This window comes from Streptomyces sp. NPDC085946 (assembly GCF_044540485.1).
In the GTDB taxonomy this organism is placed as follows: Bacteria; Actinomycetota; Actinomycetes; order Streptomycetales; family Streptomycetaceae; genus Streptomyces.
The window spans coordinates 41,632-58,415 of sequence record NZ_JBITSF010000004.1; the positions used below are offsets into that span (position 1 = coordinate 41,632).

At 76.1% G+C, this 16,784-nt stretch carries 14 protein-coding genes; 12 read left to right on the forward strand and 2 right to left on the reverse strand.

Going from position 1 to position 16,784, the window contains the following annotated elements:
* Positions 1-506: 506 nt before the first annotated feature.
* Both ACIF8T_RS10240 and ACIF8T_RS10245 read left to right on the forward strand, forming a co-directional pair.
* On the forward strand, positions 507-1,253 hold the full coding sequence (locus ACIF8T_RS10240; protein WP_400033197.1) for an MBL fold metallo-hydrolase: 747 nt from the start codon (positions 507-509) through the stop codon (positions 1,251-1,253).
* Positions 1,254-1,292: 39 nt separating this feature from the next.
* Positions 1,293-2,573 carry a DUF4032 domain-containing protein gene (locus ACIF8T_RS10245; protein ID WP_400033199.1) on the forward strand — a complete coding sequence of 427 codons (1,281 nt, stop codon included), beginning with the start codon at positions 1,293-1,295 and terminating at the stop codon, positions 2,571-2,573.
* Positions 2,574-2,619: 46 nt separating this feature from the next.
* Here the strand turns inward: ACIF8T_RS10245 and ACIF8T_RS10250 are convergent, their stop codons facing one another.
* Positions 2,620-3,492: a universal stress protein gene (locus ACIF8T_RS10250; protein WP_400033201.1), complete on the reverse strand. Its 873-nt coding sequence runs from the start codon at positions 3,490-3,492 to the stop codon at positions 2,620-2,622.
* A gap of 62 nt (positions 3,493-3,554) precedes the next feature.
* Between ACIF8T_RS10250 and ACIF8T_RS10255 the strand changes: the two genes are divergently transcribed.
* The 9 genes from ACIF8T_RS10255 to ACIF8T_RS10295 all read left to right on the forward strand — a co-directional run bounded on the left by ACIF8T_RS10255 (position 3,555) and on the right by ACIF8T_RS10295 (position 14,182).
* Entirely contained in the window at positions 3,555-3,908 is a 354-nt protein-coding gene (locus ACIF8T_RS10255; protein ID WP_400033203.1) for a VOC family protein, read from the forward strand.
* A 99-nt stretch (positions 3,909-4,007) separates the two neighbouring features.
* Positions 4,008-5,684 carry an FAD-dependent oxidoreductase gene (locus ACIF8T_RS10260; protein WP_400033205.1) on the forward strand — a complete coding sequence of 559 codons (1,677 nt, stop codon included), beginning with the start codon at positions 4,008-4,010 and terminating at the stop codon, positions 5,682-5,684.
* Between the two features lie 11 nt (positions 5,685-5,695).
* Positions 5,696-7,150, forward strand: a complete 1,455-nt coding sequence (locus tag ACIF8T_RS10265) for an ATP-binding protein (protein WP_400033905.1) — start codon at positions 5,696-5,698, stop codon at positions 7,148-7,150.
* Entirely contained in the window at positions 7,147-7,500 is a 354-nt protein-coding gene (locus ACIF8T_RS10270; RefSeq protein ID WP_400033207.1) for a UBP-type zinc finger domain-containing protein, read from the forward strand. Before ACIF8T_RS10265 ends, ACIF8T_RS10270 begins: the two co-directional genes overlap by 4 nt.
* A 157-nt stretch (positions 7,501-7,657) precedes the next feature.
* A complete protein-coding gene (locus ACIF8T_RS10275; protein WP_400033209.1) occupies positions 7,658-9,100 on the forward strand; it encodes a CAP domain-containing protein in 1,443 nt (480 codons plus the stop codon).
* A 70-nt stretch (positions 9,101-9,170) separates the two neighbouring features.
* Positions 9,171-9,848 (forward strand): AIM24 family protein, encoded by a 678-nt coding sequence (locus ACIF8T_RS10280; RefSeq protein WP_400033211.1) that lies wholly within the window; start codon positions 9,171-9,173, stop codon positions 9,846-9,848.
* A gap of 198 nt (positions 9,849-10,046) precedes the next feature.
* Positions 10,047-11,159: a tetratricopeptide repeat protein gene (locus ACIF8T_RS10285; RefSeq protein WP_400033213.1), complete on the forward strand. Its 1,113-nt coding sequence runs from the start codon at positions 10,047-10,049 to the stop codon at positions 11,157-11,159.
* Entirely contained in the window at positions 11,156-12,175 is a 1,020-nt protein-coding gene (locus tag ACIF8T_RS10290) for a polyprenyl synthetase family protein (RefSeq protein ID WP_400033215.1), read from the forward strand. The genes ACIF8T_RS10285 and ACIF8T_RS10290 overlap by 4 nt, the downstream gene beginning before the upstream one ends.
* A 366-nt stretch (positions 12,176-12,541) precedes the next feature.
* Complete coding sequence (locus ACIF8T_RS10295; protein ID WP_400033217.1) at positions 12,542-14,182, forward strand: serine/threonine-protein kinase; 1,641 nt, start codon at positions 12,542-12,544, stop codon at positions 14,180-14,182.
* Here ACIF8T_RS10295 and ACIF8T_RS10300 read toward each other — a convergent pair.
* Positions 14,174-15,619 carry a serine hydrolase domain-containing protein gene (locus ACIF8T_RS10300; protein ID WP_400033219.1) on the reverse strand — a complete coding sequence of 482 codons (1,446 nt, stop codon included), beginning with the start codon at positions 15,617-15,619 and terminating at the stop codon, positions 14,174-14,176. The two genes, ACIF8T_RS10295 and ACIF8T_RS10300, sit on opposite strands and share 9 nt — an antisense overlap.
* A gap of 92 nt (positions 15,620-15,711) precedes the next feature.
* On the opposite strand from ACIF8T_RS10300, the gene ACIF8T_RS10305 reads away from it, so the two are divergent.
* Positions 15,712-16,683: an LLM class F420-dependent oxidoreductase gene (locus ACIF8T_RS10305; protein ID WP_400033221.1), complete on the forward strand. Its 972-nt coding sequence runs from the start codon at positions 15,712-15,714 to the stop codon at positions 16,681-16,683.
* Positions 16,684-16,784 lie beyond the last annotated feature (101 nt).

The window sequence follows — 16,784 nt, forward strand, 5'->3', positions numbered from 1 at the left end:
GCATCCGCGCGCGAGGACGGCCGGGCACGTGGTCGCGCACCCCCTCCAGGACTCCCCGTCCGGCCGGGCCGACGGCCCGCGCCCCGGCTCCCCGGCCGGGATCCGCCGCACCGCGCTCGCGCGCGGCGCCGGACCGGGCGGGAGCGCGCGAGGGCACCATGGCCGCCGTCCTCTCCGCGGGCGTCCCGCAATCCGCCGCCGCGCGCCGGGCGCGTGGCGGCGGTGCGGTGCGGCTCCCGCCGGGCCGCGGCGGCCTCCCCGTCGTGGGCGGCTCCCGCCGGCGCACCCGGGAGCGCCCCGCCCCGGAAGCGCCCCGTCCCCGGGAGCCCGCGGACCACGGGGCGGAGGATCGCCGTCCGGTTCCGCCCGCGCGCGGCGGACCGGGGACGTCCGCGCCGGACGCCGCCCGGCCGCGCGGCCGTCGGCACGGACCCGCCGTACCCCGGCCCGCCGCGGTCTGCTTTCCTGATGCCGTCGGGCAGGGACTTCGAGGACGCGGGGCGATCGTGCGGGCGGATGTGCACCAAGTGGCGGACGGCACCTACCTGGTGCACGGCTCCCACACCAACTGGGTGATCCTCAAGGACGGGGACGCCGTCACCCTCGTCGACACCGGCTACCCCGGCGACCGCGCACGGCTCCTGGCCTCGCTGGCGGAGGTGGGCGGTTCACCGGCGGCGGTCACGGCCGTGCTGATCACCCACGCGCACAACGACCACCTCGGCTCCGCCGAGCACCTGCGCGCCGCGCACGGCGTCCCCGTCCTCCTCCACGAGGCCGAAGTGCCGCACGCGCGCCGGGAGTTCCTGCACCAGGTGTCCGTCGGCACGGTGCTGCGCAACGGCCTGCGTCCGGGCGTGCTGCCCTGGGCGCTGCGCGCGCTGCGCTCCGGCGGCACCGCCCACGTCCCGGTCGCCGCACCCGAGGCGTTCCCGCGGCCGGGCCCGCTCGACCTGCCGGGCCGGCCCGTGCCGGTGCACACGCCCGGCCACACCGGCGGCCACTGCGCCTTCCACCTCCCGGACGCCGGGGTGCTGATCTCCGGCGACGCCCTGGTCAGCGGCCACCCGACGTCCCGCACGACGGGCCCGCAGCTGCTGCCGGACATGTTCCACCACGAGCGCGCCCGGGCCGTGGCCTCGCTGGACGTGCTGGCGGGCCTGGCGGGCGACCTGCTGCTGCCCGGGCACGGGCCCGCGCACCGGGGCCCGATCCGCGACGCGGCCCTCAGGGCCCGGGAGCGCGCCCTCTAAGGTGGGTGCGATCACCGGCGAGGCAAGGACACCCGACGCATGGCACTGCAGATCAGCGCGACCAACCCGGAGCACCCCGCGCTCCTGCTGGAGCTGCCCTGGGACGTGCCGCTCCAGGACTGGCCGGAGGAGTACCTCGTACCGCTGCCCCGCGGCATCTCCCGGCACGTGGTGCGCTACGCCCGCGCCGGCGACGAGGTCGTCGCGGTCAAGGAGCTCGCCGAGCGGCCCGCCCGGCGCGAGTACGAGCTGCTGCGCGACCTGGACCGGCTCGGCATCCCGGCGGTGGACCCGCTGGCCGTGGTCACCGGCCGCACCGACACCGGCGGCGACCCGCTGGAGAGCGTGCTGATCACCCGGCACCTGCGCGGCTCCCTGCCGTACCGGTCGATGTTCGAGACGACGATGCGCCCGGCGACCATGCACCGCCTGATGGACGCGCTCGCCGTCCTGCTGGTGCGGCTGCACCTGGCCGGGTTCGCCTGGGGCGACTGCTCGCTGTCCAACACCCTCTTCCGGCGCGACGCCGGCGCCTACGCCGCCTACCTGGTGGACGCCGAGACCGGCGACCTGCACCCGCGGCTGAGCGACGGGCAGCGGGAGTACGACCTGGAGCTCGCGCGCGTCAACATCAGCGGCGAACTCCTCGACCTGGAGGCGTCCGGGGCGCTGCACCCCTCCGTCGATCCCGTCGAGTTCGGCACCGAGATCTGCGCCCGCTACGGCGGCCTGTGGCGGGAGCTGACCCGCACCTCCGTCTACCCGGCGGGCAAGTACCACTACATCGAGCGCCGGATACGCCGCCTGAACGACCTCGGGTTCGACGTGGCCGAGATGCAGATCGAGCACGCCTCCAACGGGCACACGGTCACCTTCGTCCCCAAGGTCGTCGACGCCGGCCACCACCAGCGGCAGCTGCTGCGCCTGACCGGCCTCGACACCGAGGAGAACCAGGCCCGGCGGCTGCTGAACGACCTGGAGAGCTGGATGGCCACCCAGGACGACTACGCCCCCGGCGACGGCCTCGGCGCCCGGCCCGAGGTCCTCGCCCACCGCTGGGTGCGGGAGGTGTTCCGTCCGACCGTGCGCTCCGTGCCGCCCGAGCTGCGCGGGGACATGGACCCGGCCGAGCTGTACCACCAGCTGCTGGAGCACCGCTGGTACCTGTCCGAGCGGGCCCAGCAGGACATCGGCCTGGACACGGCGGTGCGGGACTACGTCGCCACCATCCTGCCCAAGGCCCGCGCGACGCTGGAGCCGGCCCCGGGCGAGAGCCTGGAGGCGGCGGGCGGCGACGCGCCGGAGGCGGCGGCCGGCTGAGTCCGGTCCGGCCACCGCCGCCCCGCCCCTCCGGCCGCCCGGCGGGTCAGGCGTGCGGCACCACCGCCACCGGGCAGCCCGCGTGGTGCAGCACCCCGTGCGCCACCGACCCGATCCGCGCGCCGACGGCCGTGCGGTGGGCACGCCGGCCGACCACCATCAGCTGGGCCGTCCCCGCCACCGACAGCAGCACCTGTCCCGCGCTGCCCATCTCCACGTGCTCCACCACGTGCACGTCCGGGAACCGCTCCCGCCACGGCCGCAGCGCCTCCGCCAGCGCCTTCTTCTCGTACGGCTCCAGGCCCCCGGCCTCGTCGAGCAGCTTCAGGGAGGCCGGGCTGTAGGCGAACACCGGGGGCAGGGTCCAGGCCCGCACCGCGCGGACCGTGGCGCCCCGCGCGGCCGCCGTCCCGAACGCGAACTCCAGCGCGGCGGCGCTGTCCTGCGGCCCGCCCTGCTGGCCGACGACGATCTCGTGGCCCGCGACCTCGGCCGAGGGCCGGTCCCCGGCCCGCACCAGCACCACGGGCCGCTCGGCCGCCACGATCACCTGCTGCCCGATCGAGCCGAGCAGGAAGCCCATGATCGGGCCGTGGCCGCGCGAGCCGAGCACCAGCAGCTCCGCGCCGGCCGCCGCGCCGGCCAGCGTGGCGACGGTGTCGCCCTCCAGGACGTCGGTGGTGACGTCGAGGTGCGGATGCCGTTGCGTGACGTGCCGGACGGCCTCGGCCGTCGCGTCCCGCGCCCACCCCTCCTGCGCCTCACGGCCGGCGACCTCGGCCGACGCCGCCGACTGGAACTCCCAGGCGTGCACCACCCGCAGCGGCCGCCCGCGGCGCACGGCCTCCCGGGCCGCCCAGGCCAGTGCGGCCAGGCTCTCCTCCGAGCCGTCGACCCCTGCCGTGATCGGGCGTGTCATGCGAACTGCCTCCCTGCGTCGCGGTCATGCGTGGGGCCAGTCTTCACCACTAGCCTGGCGCCATGACTCTGGAGTGGGAGCAACTGGTGGTGGACGCGGCCGATCCCGTGGCGCTGGGGCGCTGGTGGGCCGAGGCCCTGGGGTGGACGGTGGTGAACGACGACCCCGACGAGTACGAGATCCGGCCCGCGCCCGACCGTCTCCCGGCCCTGCTGTTCGTGCAGGTGCCGGAGGACAAGAAGGTCAAGAACCGTCTGCACCTGGACTTCCGGCCCGACGACCGGGACGCGGAGGTCGCCCGCCTCCTCGCGCTCGGCGCCCGGCACGCCGACGTCGGCCAGGGCGACGAGACCTGGGTGGTGCTCGCCGACCCGGAGGGCAACGAGTTCTGCGTGCTGGGCTCACGGCGGCGCTGATCACCGTGTCCGCGCGCGGCGCGGCGTTCGACCCTACGATGGGCGCAGCGCGGTGGTGGAGCGCCGTGCCGTGAACCGATCGCTCGACGTGGGGGACGTATGGCACAGGCCGCCGAGGCAGCGCGGACCGTCATCATGACCGTGGACGACGATCCGGGGGTCTCCCGCGCCGTGGCGCGGGACCTGCGGCGGCGGTACGGGGCGTCGTACCGGATCGTGCGGGCGGAGTCCGGCGAGTCCGCGCTGGAGGCGCTGCGGGAGCTGAAGCTGCGCGGCGACCCGGTGGCCGTGATCCTCGCCGACTACCGGATGCCGCGGATGAACGGCATCGAGTTCCTCGAACAGGCCCTGGACGTGTACCCGGGGGCCCGGCGGGTGCTGCTGACCGCGTACGCGGACACCAACGCGGCGATCGACGCGATCAACGTCGTCGACCTCGACCACTACCTGCTCAAGCCGTGGGACCCGCCCGAGGAGAAGCTGTACCCGGTGCTGGACGACCTGCTGGCGGCGTGGCGGCGCAGCGACCACCGGCCCGTGCCCAGCACCAAGGTCGTCGGGCACCGCTGGTCGGCGCGCTCCTCGGACGTGCGGGAGTTCCTGGCCCGCAACCAGGTGCCCTACCGCTGGTACTCCGCCGACGAGCCCGAGGGGCGGCGGCTGCTGGCCGCGGCGGGCCAGGACGGGATGCGGCTGCCGGTGGTGATCACCCCGGACGGCACGCCGCTGGTCGAGCCGGAGGCCGTCGACCTGGCGGCCCGGGTGGGACTGGCGACCACGCCGACCGCCGACTTCTACGACCTGGTGGTCGTCGGCGGCGGCCCGGCCGGGCTCGGCGCGGCCGTCTACGGCGCCTCCGAGGGGCTGCGGACCGTGCTGGTGGAGCGGTCGGCGACCGGCGGGCAGGCGGGCCAGAGCTCGCGCATCGAGAACTACCTCGGCTTCCCCGACGGCGTGTCCGGCGGGCAGCTCACCGAGCGGGCCCGGCGGCAGGCGGCGAAGTTCGGCGCCGAGATCCTCACCGCGCGCGAGGTGACGGGGCTGGAGGTCAGCGGCGCCGCGCGGGTCGTGCGGTTCTCGGACGGCTCGGCGGTCGCCGCGCACAGCGTGATCCTGGCGACCGGCGTGTCCTACCGGCAGCTGGCGGCGCCCGGCTGCGAGGAACTGACCGGCTGCGGGGTGTTCTACGGGTCCGCGCTGACGGAGGCGCCGTCCTGCCAGGGCCACGACGTGTACATCGTGGGCGGCGCCAACTCGGCCGGGCAGGCGGCGATGTACCTGGCGCGGGGCGCCAAGTCGGTGACGCTGCTGGTGCGCGGGCCGTCCCTGACGGCGTCGATGTCGCACTACCTCATCCAGCAGATCGAGGACGCCCCCAACATCGTGGTGCGCACGGGCACCGTCGTCGACGCGGCGCACGGCGACGGCCACCTGGAGCAGCTGACCCTGCGCGACGTGGAGACCGGGGCGGTCGAACGCGTCGACGCGCAGTGGCTGTTCGTGTTCATCGGCGCGGCGCCGCTGACCGGCTGGCTGGACGGCACGGTGCTGCGCGACGCGGACGGGTTCATCCTCGCCGGGCCCGACCTGACGCCCGACGGGCGGCCGCCGGCGGACTGGGAACTGGACCGGCCGCCGTACCACCTGGAGACCAACGTGCCCGGCGTGTTCGTGGCGGGCGACGCCCGCGCCGAGTCCGCCAAGCGCGTCGCGTCCGCCGTCGGAGAGGGAGCCATGGCCGTGATGCTCGTCCACCGGTACCTGGAGCAGTCGTGAGCGGGCGGCCGATGCCGTGCAGCCCGCGGGAGATCGGCTCCCTGTTCCTGTTCGAGAAGCTCACCCCCGAGCAGCTCGGCCGGCTGTGCGCCGAAGGCCGGGTCGAGCGGTTCGAGCCGGGTCCCGTGTACGCGGAGGGCGATCCCGCGACCTGCTTCTACGTGATGATCGAGGGCACGGTCGTGCTCTCCCGCCGGGTCGGCGGCGACGACGTCGAGGTGAACCGGACCTCGCAGCCCGGGGTGTACGCCGGGGCGATGCAGGCCTATCTGGGGGACCGGGTCCGGCAGGTCTACAACAGCTCGATGCGGGTCACCGAGCCGACGCGGTTCTTCGTCCTGCCGGCCGACACCTTCGCCGCCGTCATGCAGGAGTGGTTCCCCATGGCGGTGCACCTGCTGGAAGGGCTGTTCTTCGGCTCGAAGAACACGCAGCAGATGATCGGGCAGCGGGAGCGGCTGCTGGCCCTCGGTTCGCTGTCGGCCGGTCTGACGCACGAGCTGAACAACCCGGCCGCGGCGGCCGTCCGGGCCACGGCGACGCTGCGGGAGCGGGTGGCGAAGATGCGCCACAAGCTCCGCGTCATCTCCGCCGGGCCGTACTCGCGCGAGGCGCTGGCGAACCTGATCGAGATCCAGGAGCGCACGGCCGAGCGCGTCGGCAAGGCGCCCGCCCTGAGCCCGCTGGAGGCCGCCGACCGGGAGGACGCCCTGGCCGACTGGCTCGACGACCACGGCGTCGAGGAGGGCTGGCGGATCGCCCCCACCTTCGTGCAGGCGGGGCTCGACGTGGACTGGCTGGAGCAGGTCGCCGCGGAGGTCGACGCGGAGATCCTCCCGGGCGCGATCGGCTGGCTCAACTACACGGTCGAGACCGAGCTGCTGGTGAACGAGATCGAGGACTCCACGGGCCGCGTCTCGCACCTGGTCGACGCCGCCAAGCAGTACGCGCAGCTCGACCGCGCGCCGTACCGCGTCGTCGACGTGCACGAACTCCTCGACAGCACCCTGCTGATGCTCTCCGGCAAGCTCGGGGAGCGCATCAAGGTCGTCAAGGACTACGACCGCACGCTGCCGAAGGTCCCCTGCTACCCGGCGGAGCTCAACCAGGTGTGGACCAACCTCATCGACAACGCGGTCTCCGCCGTCCACAGCGCCGGCGGGGACGGCACGCTGACCGTGCGCACGGCGCGGCAGCACGACCGGCTGCTGGTGGAGTTCCGCGACACGGGCGTCGGGATCCCGCCGGAGATCCGCGGCCGCATCTTCGACCCCTTCTTCACCACCAAGCCGGTGGGCGAGGGCACCGGGCTGGGACTGGACATCTCCTGGCGGATCGTGGTGAACAAGCACCACGGCGGGCTCCAGGTGGAGTCGGTGCCGGGGGACACGCGGTTCCAGGTGCTGCTCCCGCTCACCGCGCCGGAGCCCGCGTCCGGGAACGAGAACACCGAGGAGACGGTATGACCGAGGGCAGCGGAATCGACCCGAGCGTGCCGCCCAGCGGTACGGGGTGCGCCGAGTGCGAGGCCGAGGGCGGGTGGTGGTTCCACCTGCGGCGGTGCGCGCAGTGCGGGCACGTGGGCTGCTGCGACAGCTCCCCGGCCCAGCACGCGACGGCGCACTACCGGGCCACCGGGCATCCCCTGGTGCGGAGTTACGAGCCGGGCGAGACCTGGTTCTGGGACTACGCGGCCGACGAGCTGTACGAGTCCGGCCCGGAGCTCGCACCGCCGCTCAGCCGCCCCGCGGACCAGCCGGCTCCGGGGCCGGCCGGGCGGGTGCCGGCGGACTGGGCGCGGACGCTGCACGGCTGAGACCCGGGCTCCCGGGTCCGTCCGGCCCGGCGCGGGGGTTCCCGCCGGGTGCGCGGCCCGGCGGGAACCCCCGCGCCGGGGCTACCGTTGTCCGGGCACCGTCCCCGGTGTTCCTCGGTGATCCCTCGGTCCGGTACGACGACAGCAGGGCGGTCCGATGAGCGAGTTGGTCCCCGGAGGCAACGTGCCTCTGCCCGGCGGCGTCGTGACCGTTCGGGTGCCCGGCCCCTTCGACGTGTCCGGGCTCGTCACGGACGACGGCGGACGGGTGCGCGACGACGGCGACTTCGTGTTCTACAACCAGCCGGAGGCCCCCGGCGCCCGGCTGACGGGCGACACGCTCAGGGTCGACCCGGCCCGGCTGCGCCCGGGTGCCACCCGGGTCACCGTGGCCGTCAGCCCCGCCGAGCCCGGCACCTCCCTGAGCCGCCTGCCCTCCCCCACGCTGCACGTCAGCGGTGCGGACGGCCGCCCGCTCGCCCGGTTCACCCCGCCGCGCCCCGGACCGGAGAGCGTCCTGCTGCTCGCCGAGATCTACCGGCGCGGCGACCGCTGGAAGCTGCGCGCCCTGGGCCAGGGGTACGCCGACGGACTGGCCGGGCTCGCCCGGGACTTCGGCGTCGACGTCGTGGACGACGAACCGGCGCCCGCGCCCGGCGCGGTGCACCGGGCGGCCGGGGCCGCGGCCGGCGCGCCGCCGGTTCCCCGCGCCGCACCGGCCTCGCCGCCCCGCCGGCCGGCCCACCCCGCGCCTCCGCCCCTCCCGCCCCGGCCGGCCGCCGCCGTCCCCTCGGCGTCCTCCTTCGGAGCGGACGGCCCGCTCGTCCCCGACGGCTACCTCGACCGCGTCAACGCGGCCCGCGCGGCGGCCGGTTCGCCGCCGGTCACCGCCGACGCGCGTCTGGTCGCCGCCGCCCGGGCCCATGCCGCCGCCATGGCCGCGGCGGGCCGCCTCGGCGTCGAGAGCCGGGACGGCGTCTCCGTCTACCAGCGGGTCACCGCCGCCGCGTACCCGTATCTGACGATCGGGGAGCACCTGGTCTCCGGGCCGCGCACGCCCGCCGAGTTCCTCGCCCACTGCCTGGGCGGCCGGGCGAGCCGGCGCACCCTGGAGGACCCGGCCGTCACCCACGCCGGCCTGGCGTGCTGCGGTGACGGTCCCTCGGGCGAGGTCTACTGGACGGCGCTGTGGGCCAGGCCCTTCACCCCGGACGGCCTGGCCCGCACGGCGGCCGAGGTCGTCGACCTGACCAACCGGCGGCGCGTCCGGGCCGGCCTGCGTCCGGTGGCGCCCGACCCGCACCTCACCGCGGCCGCCCAGGCGCACAGCGCGGACATGGTGGCCCGCGACTTCTACTCCCACACCTCCCCCGACGGCGGCCGCCCCTGGGACCGCGCCGCCGCCGCGGGTTCCGCCCGCCGCTCGATCGGCGAGAACATCGCCTGCGGCCAGCGCTCCCCCGCCGAGGTGGTGGAGGGCTGGATGAACAGCCCGGGCCACCGGGCCAACATCCTCGGGCCCGGCTTCACCCACATCGGGATCGGCTTCGCGGGCGGCGGCCGGGCGGGCACGTACTGGACGCAGCTCTTCGGCGCCTGACGCGGGCGGGCCGGGCGGTCACCCGTCCGTGAGGTAGCCGGAAGCAGACCGTCCGGGCGAGGATGCCCGCATGAAGGGTGACCTTTTCTCCAGTGAGCACATGGTGCGGCCGGCCACGGCGCCGGGCATGACGGTCGAGAACGCCAAGTGCGTCCGCTACACCGTCGACGGCGAGATGCTCGCCCGGCAGGGCGCGATGGTCGCCTACCGCGGCGACCTCCAGTTCGAGCGCAAGGGGCAGGGCGTGGGCGGCATGCTCAAACGCGCGGTCACCGGCGAGGGGCTGCCGCTGATGACCGTGCGCGGGCAGGGCGAGGCGTGGTTCGCGCACGAGGCGCAGAACGTGTTCGTCGTCGAGGTCGACCCGGGCGACGAGTTCACCGTCAACGGCCGCAACGTCCTGTGCTTCGACGCCTCGTTGTCGTACCGCATCGCCACCGTGAAGGGGGCGGGCATCGCCGGCGGCGGCCTGTTCAACAGCGTCTTCACGGGGCAGGGCCGGCTGGGGCTGGTGTGCGAGGGCAATCCGCTGGTGATCCCGGTGTCGCCGGCGCACCCGGTGTACGTCGACACGGACGCGGTGGTCGGCTGGACGGCCGGGCTCGCGACCTCGCTGCACCGTTCGCAGTCCCTGGGCTCGATGCTGCGCGGCGGCTCCGGGGAGGCGGTGCAGCTCATGCTCCAGGGCGAGGGGCACGTCGTCGTCCGGCCCAGCGAGGCGACCCCGCAGAAGGCACAGCAGCACTGACGCCCCGTCACGTGATCTGCGCCTCACGGGCAACCCGGCCGGTCCCTCCGCCGTCTTGACCGGCAGCAGGCGATGCCCCGGTCCCCCGGGCCGGGGCTCTTTTCCGACCTTATATACACGCCATGTATACACTCCGCGTATACACAAGATGTACACGTGCGGTGTGTCCTCGGCGTGCCCGTGGACCGAAAGGCACCGATGTACGGCAAGGCATTCGCCCCGGAGTACCAGGGCACCCTCACGACCCTGTCCGTCAACTCCTCCCTCACCGACGTCCTGGCCGCCGGCACCGAACGGCTGAGGGCGGCCGAACGGGCCGGGACACCCGGCGAGGCGGCGCGTTCCGGGCTGGCGGTCGCCGAGGCGCACCGCCGGCTGGGGCGCGTCGAGGAGGCGGACCGGGCGTGGAAGGCGAGTTACCGGGCGGCGCGCGAGGCGGGCGACCTCGCGGTGATGGCGTGGGCGCTGTGGAGCGGCGGCACCCTCGCCCGGCAGCGCGGGGCCTTCCCCCTCGCCCGCCGGCTCCTCCGGCTGGCGGCCGACCTGGGCGAGCGCGGCGGTGACGTCGTCGTGCGCGGCTACTCGCTGGCGGGACTGGCCGAGACCGGCCGCATCCAGGGCGACTACGAGGCCGTGGGCAGGCTGCACGAGCAGTTGCTGGCCGAGGCCCGGCGGCGCGGCGAGGCCCGGCACACGGTGTGGGCCCTGGAGGGCATCGCGCAGATGCACCGCAACACCAGCGCCTACGACACCGCGTACGCCCTGTTCGAGGAGGCGGCCGGGATCGCCGCCCGCGCCGACGACCGGCGCGGCCACGCCTGGGCGCTGCGCGGCCTCGCCGACGTGGTGTCCGTACGCGACGGGGACACCGAACGGGCCCTGGCCCTGCTGTCCGAGGCGGAGACGACCTGCCGGGCGATGAAGCTGTCCGGCGCGCTGGCCTACAACCACAAGATGCGCGGCAACGTCCTGTACCGCGCGGGCCGTTACGCCGAGGCCCGCGCGCTGTACGAGCAGGCGCTGGCGGAGTTCCGCGCCATGCGCGAACCGCGCGGGGAGGCCCTGGCCCGGCTCGGGCTGGCCAAGTCGCTGGCCCGGCTGGGCCACGACCGGGCACAGATCGCTGCCGAACTGGCCGACCTGGCCCGCACGGTGGAACGGATCGGCCTGCGGCACGCCCGGGAGATGGTGGCGCGGGCGCAGGAGGAGCTGGAGGCGGATGCGGACACGACCACCGCCGTGGGCACCCCCGCGGGCGCGAACGCCGCCCCGGTGACGCACACCGGCCCCGCCACGGAGGTCGCCCGGTGACGGCGCTCCCCGCCGCCGGCCCGGTCCCCGCCTCCGCCGTCCTGGAGCGCTGCCGGGACGCGGTGCGGCCCGCGCTGGCCGCGGCCGTGGCGCGGATGCACCCCTGGGTCGGCGAGATGGCCGCCTACTCCTTCGGCTGGTGCGAGGTGGGCGGCGCTCCGGCCGACGCCTCCGGCGGCAAGGGCGTACGGCAGGCGCTGGCCGTGCTGGGGGCGGAGGCCGCCGGTGTGCCCGCGCGGGCCGGGGTGGCCGCGGCCGTCGCGGTCGAGCTGGTGCACGCCTTCTCCCTGCTGCACGACGACGTGATGGACGGCGACGCCGCCCGGCGGGGCCGCCCGGCCGTGTGGACGGCGTACGGCACCGGGCCCGCGGTCCTCGCGGGCGACGCCCTGTTCGCGCTGGCCGTGGAGACGCTCGCCGCCGAGCCCGGCGGCCCCGGCGCGGTGCGGGCGCTGTCCGCGGCCCTGGGCGACCTGGTGCGCGGGCAGGCCGACGATCTGCTGTTCGCCGCGCGCCCCTGGACGGGGCCGGAGCGGGTGCGGCCGGAGGAGTACCGGGCCATGGCCGAGCACAAGACGGGTGCCCTGCTGGGGTGCGCCGCCGCGCTGGGCGCCGTGCTCGGCGGCGCGGCCCCCGGGACGGCGGCCGCCCTGGACCGGGCGGGCCGGCACCTCGGGGTCGCCTTCCAGATCGTCGACGACGTCCTGGGGATCTGGGGCGATCCGGCCGTCACCGGGAAGCCCGTCCACGGTGACCTGCGCGAGCGGAAGAAGACGTTCCCGGTGCTGGTGGCGCTCGGCTCCCCCGCGGCCGGACGTCTCGCCACGCTGCTGGACACCGATCCGCGGGCCGCCGCCGACCTGATCGAGGAGGCGGGCGGCCGGTCCGCGGCCCTGGCCGCGGCGCGGCACCACCTCACCGCCGTGGAGTCGGTCCTCGCGGGCGTGCCGCTGGAGACGAAGGCGGCCGGCGACCTGCGGTCGCTGCTCGGCCACCTCGTGCGGCGGCAGCTGTGACGCCCCGGCACGCGCCCCGGCCTCCGCCGCCCCGGCGGGCCGGGGCGGCGGCCCGCGCGGGCCGCGCTCCGGTGGAACGGCCCGGCACGGCCGCGGGGATTGCGCGCCGAATTCCGGCCGGGCTCCGGCGAGTTCCGTGCCGTCGCCATCTTTCGAATTACCCGCGGTTACTGCCAGGTCGTCCGACCGCCGCCCGTTTCCGCAGGTGAGGCACGGCCCCACGGGTCATGACGCAATTCCCTCGCACATCCGCTCGCCGCCGTTGAACAAAAGACAGACTTTGCCCGGGGGCGGCATTTCGTTGAACGCTTCCCGCCCGGCCCGCCGTACCTCTGGAAAATGTGGCGACCGCAGGTTCAGCGAGGGATGGCCATGGGCAGGGCGCACGTCTCCGACAACGAGTTGCTCGCCGGACGCTACCGGCTCCTCGAGATCGTCCACCGCGAGACCAACCGCATCTGCTGGTCCGGGGAGGACGTCCGCACGTCCCGGCCCTGCCTGGTGACGCAGATCGGGCTTCCGGACGACGATCCGCACGACGGCGGCGAGCGCCGGGCCGCCGCCCGGGTCCTGCGCACCTCCGAGACGATGGAGCGGCTGTGCCCCGGCCGGATCCCCACGGTGCTCGACGCCGTCGACGAGGCCGGCGCGCTGTGGACCGTCACCGAGTGGACCGAGGGCACCCCGCTCGGCGACCTCCTGGCCGAGCGCGGCCCGTTCACCTACGTGCGGGCGGCGCGCCTCGGACTGGCGCTGCTCGACGTGCTGGACGCCGCGCACGGCGAGGGCATCACGCACGGCGAACTGAGCCCCGGCCAGGTGCTCGTCCGCGCGGAGGGCTCCGTCGCCGTCACGGGATACGGCCTGGCCGGCGCGACCCTCGCCCCCCGGCTCACGGCACCGTCCTACGCCTCCCCGGAGCAGGCCCGCGACGAGCGCGTCGGCCCGGCCGCCGACCTGTGGGCGCTCGGGGCGGTCCTCTACACCGCGGTCGAGGGCCGCCCGCCCTTCCGGGACCGGGGCCGGCCCGAGACCACCCTGCGGAGCGTGGACCGGCTGCCGCTGCGCACGCCGGTGCGCGCCGGGCCGCTCGCCCGGGTGATCCAGGGGCTGCTGCGCAAGGACTCCCGGGAGCGGCTGACCCGCCCGGTGGTGCGCGAGGCCCTCACCCGCGTGCTCACCGAGGAGCCCGGGAGCGCGGCGGGGGCGGTGCCGCGGCCCCGCGTGCGGGGCGGGTACGCGGCCGCCTCCGGGGCGGGCCGGGCGTGGAGCGGACACGCGACGGCCGCGGGCACCGCGCTGGCCGTGGTCACCGTCGCGGTCGCCGTGCTCGCCGCCCTCCACGGCCTGCCCGGCACCGGCACCTCCGCCGCCGACGCGCCGTCCCGTCCGCCGGCCGTGGACGCCGGGCCCGGCGACCGCCCCGACGGCACGACCGCGCCGCCGCCGGGGAGCACCGCCCCCACGGCCTCCCCCTCGGCCCCGCCGGCCTCCTCCGCCGTCCCCGAGCCGCCGGCGCCGTCCGCGTCCGGCACCGCGCTGCCGCCCGGCTACCGCCCGTACCGCGCACCGGAGGGGTTCTCCGTCGCGCTCCCCGCGGGCTGGCGGCGGCAGACCACCTCGCCCGGGGCGGACCGGGCGTACCGGATCGTGTTCGGCGCGGACGGCGATCCGCGCACCCTGGCGGTCACCTACAGCGAGCGGCTGGGCCCCGACCCGGTCGCCGTCTGGCGGGACGACGTCGAGCCGGGGCTGGAGCGGACCGGCGGGTACCGGCGGATCGGCGCGATCCGGGCGACGACCTACCAGGGGCGCGAGGCCGCCGACATGGAGTGGTACGCCCGGGCCGGCGGGGTCCGCGTCCGCACCTTCGGCCGGGGCTTCCTGCTCGGCGGCGGGCGCGGCTTCTCGCTGCGCTGGACGGCCCCGGCCGCCGGCTGGGACGACGCGGCCGGCCGGGAGGCGCTCGGTACCGTCCTGCGGACGTTCCGCGCGGGGTCAGCCTGAGCCGCCCGGCGCCCGCAGCAGCCGCAGCGGGGCGCCGTGCAGCGGCCGGGTGTGCCACCGCGCCCGGAACGTGCCCTCGGCGAGGGAGCACGTCACCGTCAGGCGGTGCGGTGTCTCGAGGAACCGCGCGTCCACGACGAGCGTGCGGGCGTCGGTCCAGCCGCCGCTCACGGCGGTCGGCAGCGGCTGCTCCGCCACGGTCCAGCCGCCCCGGCCGAGCCGCAGCGCGAGCCCGTGGCCGTCCTCGGTGAGGGTCACGGTCCAGCCGTCGGGGCCCGCCGCGACCGTGACCGCCTCCAGGTCCGGCCGGCCGTCGCAGCGGCCGCCGTGCGGGGTGAACCGGGCGCCGGACCAGGTCCCGGCCCCGTCCGGCGGCCCGGGCGCGCCCGCGGCCGGCGGCAGCGCCAGGCCCGCCAGCCGCTCCCGCAGGGACGCGTCGGCGGACGCCCGGCCGGTCAGCGGCGCGGGACGGAAGGCGGGCAGCAGATGCCGCCACACCAGGTTCAGGTACTCCTGCATCCGCTCGGTCGCCGCCGTCGCCGCGATCACGGCGTCCTGCTCGGGCAGCACCAGGCAGAACTGGCCGTACGCCCCGTCGCCGCGGTACCCGTGCCGGGACATCCAGAACTGGTAGCCGTAGCCCCGGTCCCAGTCCTGCCGGTCCGCGTCCCCCAGGGCCCCGGCGGTCGGGACGTGCGGGCGCGCGGCCCGGGCCGGCCAGCCCTCCGGCAGCAGCCGGCCGCCGTCCCACACCCCGTCGCGCAGGTACAGCTGGCCGAGCCGGGCGACGGCGTCGGTGGTGGCGTGCAGCCCGCTGAAGCCGATCTCCCGGCCGGAGCGGTCGCGCAGCCAGGCCACCTCGCCGACGCCCAGCGGGTCCAGCAGCCGGGGCCGCAGGTAGGCGGTGAGCGGCTGCCCGGTGACGCGCTGCACGATCGCGGCGAGGGTGTAGGTGGCGGGCTGGTTGTAGGCGAAGACCGTGCCCGGGTCCCGGTCCGGCGGCAGCAGCAGGAACCCCCGGACGGGCTCCTCGGGATCGCGCGCGTACGCCTCCTCGACGGTGTCGCGCAGGTGGCCGCTGGCCATGCAGGCCACGTCCCGCACGCGCATCGCCCGGCTGCGCGGGTCGGTGACGTCCGCCGCGAACTCCGGGAAGTACGACAGGACCGGGGCGTCGAAGTCGAGCAGTCCCTCGGCCTCGGCGAGGGCGGCCGCGGTCCCGGTGAAGCTCTTGCTCAGCGAGTACAGCAGCCGGGGGCGGCCGGGGGTGTACGGCGCCCACCAGCCGGCGGCCGCGAGGCGGCCGTGCCGCAGGACCATCAGGCCGTGCGGCTCGATGTCGGGGGCGGCTTCCACGGCGTCCAGGAAGGCGTGGACGCCCGAGGAGTCGACGCCCAGGTCGGCGGGGGCGGCGGCGGGCAGGGGGCGGTCGCTCATGACGGCATGCTGCCCCACCGCCGGGCGTCCGACCGCCTCCCGGACGGATGACCGCCCCGTTTTCGGCCCGCCCGGCCGGGGACTCGCCGGTCATGGTGCAAATCGGATACACGATGATGACCGAGCAGGCCGGCCCCCGAGAGCTCGTCGACCACGTGGTGCGGGCCGAGGAAGCGGGCTTCGACTTCTCGGTGACCTCGGACCACTACTTCCCGTGGCTGCGCTCGCAGGGGCACGCACCGTACGCGTGGAGCGTGCTGGGCGCGGCCGCGCAGGCCACCTCGCGCATCCCGCTGATGACGTACGTGACGTGTCCGACGTTCCGCTACCACCCGGCGGTGGTGGCGCAGAAGGCCGCCACGATGCAGCTGCTGTCCGAGGGCCGCTTCCGGCTGGGCCTCGGTTCGGGCGAGAACCTCAACGAGCACGTGGTGGGCGGCGGCTGGCCGTCCGTCGACGTGCGGCACGAGATGCTCGTGGAGGCGGTCGAGATCATCCGGGCCCTCTTCGAGGGCGGGCACGTGAACCACCGCGGCACCCACTTCGACGTGGAGTCCGCCCGGCTGTGGGACCTGCCGGACCAGCCGCCGCCGCTCGGCATCGCCGTCTCCGGGGAGAGGTCCTGCGAGCTCGCGGGCCGGCTCGCCGACCTGGTCATCGCCACCGAGCCCAAGGCGGGGCTGCTGGAGGCGTTCGACCGGCACGGCGGCGAGGGCAAGCCGCGGGTGGGGCAGCTGCCGGTGTGCTACGACCCCGACCGGGACACGGCGGTCAAGCGGGCGCACTCCCAGTTCCGCTGGTTCGGCAGCGGCTGGAAGGTCAACGCCGAGCTGCCGCACCCGGACTCCTTCGAGGCGGCCACCCGGTTCGTCACGCCCGACGACGTCGCCGACGCGATCCCGTGCGGCGCCGACCCGGAGGACTTCGTCGAGGCCGTGTGCCCGTACGCGGAGGCCGGGTTCACCGAGATCGCCCTGGTGCAGATCGGCGGCGAGTCGCAGCCGGCGTTCCTGGACTGGTCGGAGAAGACCCTGCTCCCGGCCCTGCGCGACGCCTTCGCCTGACCGGCCGCCGCGCCTCCGCCGTGACCGGCAGGAGGCGGGCGGCAGCGGGCGCCGCAGCAGCAGTCCGTCGCCGGAGGCGGCGTGCGGCCGCCGCACCACCG

Excerpts from the sequence above, each read along its gene's own strand:
- ACIF8T_RS10270 (WP_400033207.1), top strand. The coding sequence starts at position 7,147 with ATGACCGAGGGCAGCGGAATCGACCCGAGCGTGCCGCCCAGCGGTACG.
- ACIF8T_RS10275 (WP_400033209.1), top strand. The coding sequence starts at position 7,658 with ATGAGCGAGTTGGTCCCCGGAGGCAACGTGCCTCTGCCCGGCGGCGTC.
- ACIF8T_RS10250 (WP_400033201.1), bottom strand. The coding sequence starts at position 3,492 with ATGACACGCCCGATCACGGCAGGGGTCGACGGCTCGGAGGAGAGCCTG.
- ACIF8T_RS10260 (WP_400033205.1), top strand. The coding sequence starts at position 4,008 with ATGGCACAGGCCGCCGAGGCAGCGCGGACCGTCATCATGACCGTGGAC.
- ACIF8T_RS10265 (WP_400033905.1), top strand. The coding sequence starts at position 5,696 with ATGCCGTGCAGCCCGCGGGAGATCGGCTCCCTGTTCCTGTTCGAGAAG.
- ACIF8T_RS10305 (WP_400033221.1), top strand. The coding sequence starts at position 15,712 with ATGGTGCAAATCGGATACACGATGATGACCGAGCAGGCCGGCCCCCGA.
- ACIF8T_RS10295 (WP_400033217.1), top strand. The coding sequence starts at position 12,542 with ATGGCCATGGGCAGGGCGCACGTCTCCGACAACGAGTTGCTCGCCGGA.
- ACIF8T_RS10255 (WP_400033203.1), top strand. The coding sequence starts at position 3,555 with ATGACTCTGGAGTGGGAGCAACTGGTGGTGGACGCGGCCGATCCCGTG.
- ACIF8T_RS10285 (WP_400033213.1), top strand. The coding sequence starts at position 10,047 with ATGTACGGCAAGGCATTCGCCCCGGAGTACCAGGGCACCCTCACGACC.
- ACIF8T_RS10280 (WP_400033211.1), top strand. The coding sequence starts at position 9,171 with ATGAAGGGTGACCTTTTCTCCAGTGAGCACATGGTGCGGCCGGCCACG.
- ACIF8T_RS10300 (WP_400033219.1), bottom strand. The coding sequence starts at position 15,619 with ATGAGCGACCGCCCCCTGCCCGCCGCCGCCCCCGCCGACCTGGGCGTC.
- ACIF8T_RS10245 (WP_400033199.1), top strand. The coding sequence starts at position 1,293 with ATGGCACTGCAGATCAGCGCGACCAACCCGGAGCACCCCGCGCTCCTG.